The sequence below is a fragment of the Pseudolactococcus laudensis genome, assembly GCF_013449735.1.
GTDB classification, from domain to species: Bacteria; Bacillota; Bacilli; order Lactobacillales; family Streptococcaceae; genus Pseudolactococcus; species Pseudolactococcus laudensis.
Window position 1 is genome coordinate 1 of the sequence record NZ_JACBNY010000045.1, and the last position, 5,268, is coordinate 5,268.

1 tRNA gene and 3 rRNA genes are annotated in these 5,268 nt (G+C 47.5%); all 4 read right to left on the reverse strand.

Features of this window, described 5'->3' with window-relative positions:
* A 5S ribosomal RNA gene (gene rrf, locus HZR21_RS11145) occupies nucleotides 1-116 on the reverse strand.
* A gap of 95 nt (nucleotides 117-211) precedes the next feature.
* Nucleotides 212-3,117 (reverse strand): 23S ribosomal RNA (locus HZR21_RS11150).
* Between the two features lie 171 nt (nucleotides 3,118-3,288).
* Nucleotides 3,289-3,361 (reverse strand) — tRNA-Ala (locus tag HZR21_RS11155).
* A 117-nt stretch (nucleotides 3,362-3,478) separates the two neighbouring features.
* Nucleotides 3,479-5,035, reverse strand: a 16S ribosomal RNA gene (locus tag HZR21_RS11160).
* Together the 16S, 23S and 5S rRNA genes with 1 tRNA gene alongside form the textbook arrangement of a ribosomal RNA operon.
* Between the last annotated feature and the right edge of the window lie 233 nt (nucleotides 5,036-5,268).

Sequence of the window (5,268 nt, forward strand, 5' to 3'; positions counted from 1 at the left end):
GCTTGGCACCGACCATATCTCACAGGGGGCAACCCCCAACTACTTCCGGCGTAATGAGACTTAACTGCTGTGTTCGACATGGGAACAGGTGTATCTCTCATGCAATAAGCACCAAACTGGTTTGAATTTCAAATCTTTGATTCGAACACTCAAAACTGAATAACTAATTTCTAATATAACTTCCTTAAACCAAAAACGTTCTTCTTTACTTTAGGTAAAGTCCTCGAGCTATTAGTACTAGTCCGCTCCAAGTATCACTACCCTTCCACTTCTAGCCTATCTACCTGATCATCTCTCAGGGCTCTTAATTCATAAAGAATGGGAAATCTCATCTTGAGGTTGGTTTCACACTTAGATGCTTTCAGCGTTTATCCGTTCCCTACATAGCTACCCAGCGATGCCTTTGGCAAGACAACTGGTACACCAGCGGTAAGTCCACCCCGGTCCTCTCGTACTAAGGGCAGATCCTCTCAAATTTCCTACGCCCGCGACGGATAGGGACCGAACTGTCTCACGACGTTCTGAACCCAGCTCGCGTGCCGCTTTAATGGGCGAACAGCCCAACCCTTGGGACCGACTACAGCCCCAGGATGCGACGAGCCGACATCGAGGTGCCAAACCTCCCCGTCGATGTGAACTCTTGGGGGAGATAAGCCTGTTATCCCCAGGGTAGCTTTTATCCGTTGAGCGATGGCCCTTCCATGCGGTACCACCGGATCACTAAGTCCTACTTTCGTACCTGCTCGACTTGTAAGTCTCGCAGTCAATCTCCCTTATACCTTTACACTCTACGCATGATTTCCAACCATGCTGAGGGAAACTTTGAGCGCCTCCGTTACTCTTTAGGAGGCGACCGCCCCAGTCAAACTGCCCAGCAGACACTGTCTCCCATGCCGATCAGGCATGCGGGTTAGAGTAGCCATTACACAAGGGTAGTATCCCAACAGCGCCTCGCTGAAAACTAGCGTCCTCAGTTCATCGGCTCCTACCTATCCTGTACATGTGCAACAGATACTCAATATCAACTTGCAGTAAAGCTCCATGGGGTCTTTCCGTCCTGTCGCGGGTAACCTGCATCTTCACAGGTACTAAAATTTCACCGAGTCTCTCGTTGAGACAGTGCCCAAATCGTTACGCCTTTCGTGCGGGTCGGAACTTACCCGACAAGGAATTTCGCTACCTTAGGACCGTTATAGTTACGGCCGCCGTTTACTGGGGCTTCAATTCATACCTTCGCTTACGCTAAGCACTCCTCTTAACCTTCCAGCACCGGGCAGGCGTCACCCCCTATACATCATCTTACGATTTAGCAGAGAGCTGTGTTTTTGATAAACAGTCGCTTGGGCCTATTCACTGCGGCTCTACATCAGTAGAGCACCCCTTCTCCCGAAGTTACGGGGTCATTTTGCCGAGTTCCTTAACGAGAGTTCTCTCGCTCACCTGAGGCTACTCGCCTCGACTACCTGTGTCGGTTTGCGGTACGGGTAGGTTATAATTAAACGCTAGAAGATTTTCTTGGCAGTGTGACATCAGATACTTCGCACTCGAAAGTGCTTCCCCATCACAGCTCAATCTTAAAGGTACAAGCATTTGACTCATACCAAACCTCACTGCTTAGACCAGAATCCATTAACTGGCACATCTTAGCCTACTGCGTCCCTCCAATCACTATATAACCTAGTACAGGAATATCAACCTGTTGTCCATCGGATACGCCATTCGGCCTCTCCTTAGGTCCCGACTAACCCAGGGCGGACGAGCCTTCCCCTGGAAACCTTAGTCTTACGGTGGACAGGATTCTCACCTGTCTTGCGCTACTCATACCGGCATTCTCACTTCTTATCGCTCCAGCACTCCTCACGGTATACCTTCGTCGCTGATAAGAACGCTCTCCTACCAATTAAATAAATTTAATTCCATAGCTTCGGTAATATGTTTTAGCCCCGGTACATTTTCGGCGCAGGATCACTCGACTAGTGAGCTATTACGCACTCTTTAAATGATAGCTGCTTCTGAGCTAACATCCTAGTTGTCTGTGCAATCCCACATCCTTTTCCACTTAACATATATTTTGGGACCTTAGCTGATGGTCTGGGCTGTTTCCCTTTCGACTATGGATCTTAGCACTCACAGTCTGACTGCCCAACGCATGTAAATGGCATTCGGAGTTTATCTGAGATTGGTAATCCGGGATGGACCCCTCACCCAAACAGTGCTCTACCTCCATTACATTCAAGTTGGACGCTAGCCCTAAAGCTATTTCGGAGAGAACCAGCTATCTCCAAGTTCGTTTGGAATTTCTCCGCTATCCACAAGTCATCCAAACACTTTTCAACGTGTCCTGGTTCGGGCCTCCAGTGCGTCTTACCGCACCTTCACCCTGCTCATGGATAGGTCACATGGTTTCGGGTCTAAATCATGATACTAAAGCGCCCTATTAAGACTCGCTTTCGCTACGGCTCCGACTCTTCATCTTAACCTCGCATCATAACTTAACTCGCCGGTTCATTCTACAAAAGGCACGCTCTCACCCATTAACGGGCTCGAACTTGTTGTAGGCACACGGTTTCAGGTGCTATTTCACTCCCCTCCCGGGGTTCTTTTCACCTTTCCCTCACGGTACTTGTTCACTATCGGTCACTAGAGAGTATTTAGGGTTGGGAGATGGTCCTCCCAGATTCCGACGAGATTTCTCGTGTCTCGCCGTACTCAGGATACTGCTAGGTATATATTCTATTTCAACTACGAGGCTATTACTCTCTTTAGCTTACCTTCCCAGGTAATTCGTCTATAAAATATAAGTCCACTGCGCAGTCCTACAACCCCAATAGATAAATCTATTGGTTTGCCCTTCTTCCGTTTCGCTCGCCGCTACTAAGGAAATCGCGTTTGCTTTCTCTTCCTGTTGCTACTTAGATGTTTCAGTTCACAACGTCTTGCCCTGTAAGTGCTATGTATTCACACAAACAGTAGTAGCCATTAGCTACTGGGTTCCCCCATTCGGACACCTGCGGATCAATGCTTACTTACAGCTCCCCGCAGAATTTCGTAGTTAGTCACGTCCTTCATCGCCTTCTAGTGCCAAGGCATCCACCGTGCGCCCTTATTAACTTAACCTTTAAATCGATACATTTAAGTATCTGGTAATAAGTATTGAGTCTTTCGACTCACGCTTTTTTTTGAGGTGACATATTACTACGTCACTTCTCGGTTTATTTCTTGTTATTTTAGAAATTGTTATTCAGTTTTCAATGATCAAATCGCCTATTTTAACGTCTTCGTTGACAATGGAGCCTAGCGGGATCGAACCGCTGACCTCCTGCGTGCAAAGCAGGCGCTCTCCCAGCTGAGCTAAGGCCCCTTCTTCTGTTAGAGAAGATTTTTACAGTTTTAGGTATAAACCTCTCAAAACTAAATAAAACAGAAACTTCCTTCGTACAGTTATCCATGAATTGCCTAAGCAACCATTTTTCCTTAGAAAGGAGGTGATCCAGCCGCACCTTCCGATACGGCTACCTTGTTACGACTTCACCCCAATCATCTATCCTACCTTAGACGGCTGCCTCCTAAAAGGTTAGCTCACCGGCTTTGGGTATTACAAACTCTCGTGGTGTGACGGGCGGTGTGTACAAGGCCCGGGAACGTATTCACCGCGGCGTGCTGATCCGCGATTACTAGCGATTCCGACTTCATGTAGGCGAGTTGCAGCCTACAATCCGAACTGAGATTGGCTTTAAGAGATTAGCTTGACATCACTGTCTTGCGACTCGTTGTACCAACCATTGTAGCACGTGTGTAGCCCAGGTCATAAGGGGCATGATGATTTGACGTCATCCCCACCTTCCTCCGGTTTATTACCGGCAGTCTCGCTAGAGTGCCCAACTTAATGATGGCAACTAACAATAAGGGTTGCGCTCGTTGCGGGACTTAACCCAACATCTCACGACACGAGCTGACGACAACCATGCACCACCTGTATCCCGTGTCCCGAAGGAACTTCCTATCTCTAGGAATAGCACGAGTATGTCAAGACCTGGTAAGGTTCTTCGCGTTGCTTCGAATTAAACCACATGCTCCACCGCTTGTGCGGGCCCCCGTCAATTCCTTTGAGTTTCAACCTTGCGGTCGTACTCCCCAGGCGGAGTGCTTAATGCGTTTGCTGCGTCACTTAGGGCTGGATAGCCCCAAACAACTAGCACTCATCGTTTACGGCGTGGACTACCAGGGTATCTAATCCTGTTTGCTACCCACGCTTTCGAGCCTCAGTGTCAGTGACAGTCCAGAGAGCCGCTTTCGCCACCGGTGTTCCTCCATATATCTACGCATTTCACCGCTACACATGGAATTCCACTCTCCTCTACTGCACTCAAGTCTAACAGTTTCCAATGCACACAATGGTTGAGCCACTGCCTTTTACATCAGACTTATTAAACCACCTGCGCTCGCTTTACGCCCAATAAATCCGGACAACGCTCGGGACCTACGTATTACCGCGGCTGCTGGCACGTAGTTAGCCGTCCCTTTCTGGTTAGATACCGTCACTTGATTAATTTTCCACTCTAATCAACGTTCTTCTCTAACAACAGAGTTTTACGATCCGAAAACCTTCTTCACTCACGCGGCGTTGCTCGGTCAGACTTTCGTCCATTGCCGAAGATTCCCTACTGCTGCCTCCCGTAGGAGTTTGGGCCGTGTCTCAGTCCCAATGTGGCCGATCACCCTCTCAGGTCGGCTATGTATCATCGCCTTGGTAGTCCATTACACTACCAACTAGCTAATACAACGCGGGTCCATCTCATAGTGTACCAATTGGTACTTTCAAATGTTAAATATGCATCTAACATTGTTATGCGGTATTAGCTATCGTTTCCAATAGTTATCCCCCGCTATAAGGCAGGTTACCCACGCGTTACTCACCCGTTCGCTACTCAACATAAACGGTAGAGCAAGCTCTGGTGTTTATGTTGCGTTCAACTTGCATGTATTAGGCACGCCGCCAGCGTTCGTCCTGAGCCAGGATCAAACTCTCATTTAAATGAGAACATATCAGATATGCTCTAGCTTTTGTTTTTTTGTCCGTTCATTTCTGAACGATTTATTGTCGAATTGACAGTTTGTTGTCTATTACTAAACAACGTCTGTACTTGGTTCGTTTCTGTTTTATTCAGTTTTCAAAGGTCTATTTTGTTTCAGCTGTTCTTACGAGACAACTATTTAATTCTACCAAAACTTTTTTGACTTGTCAACACCTTTCTGAAAAGTTTTTTT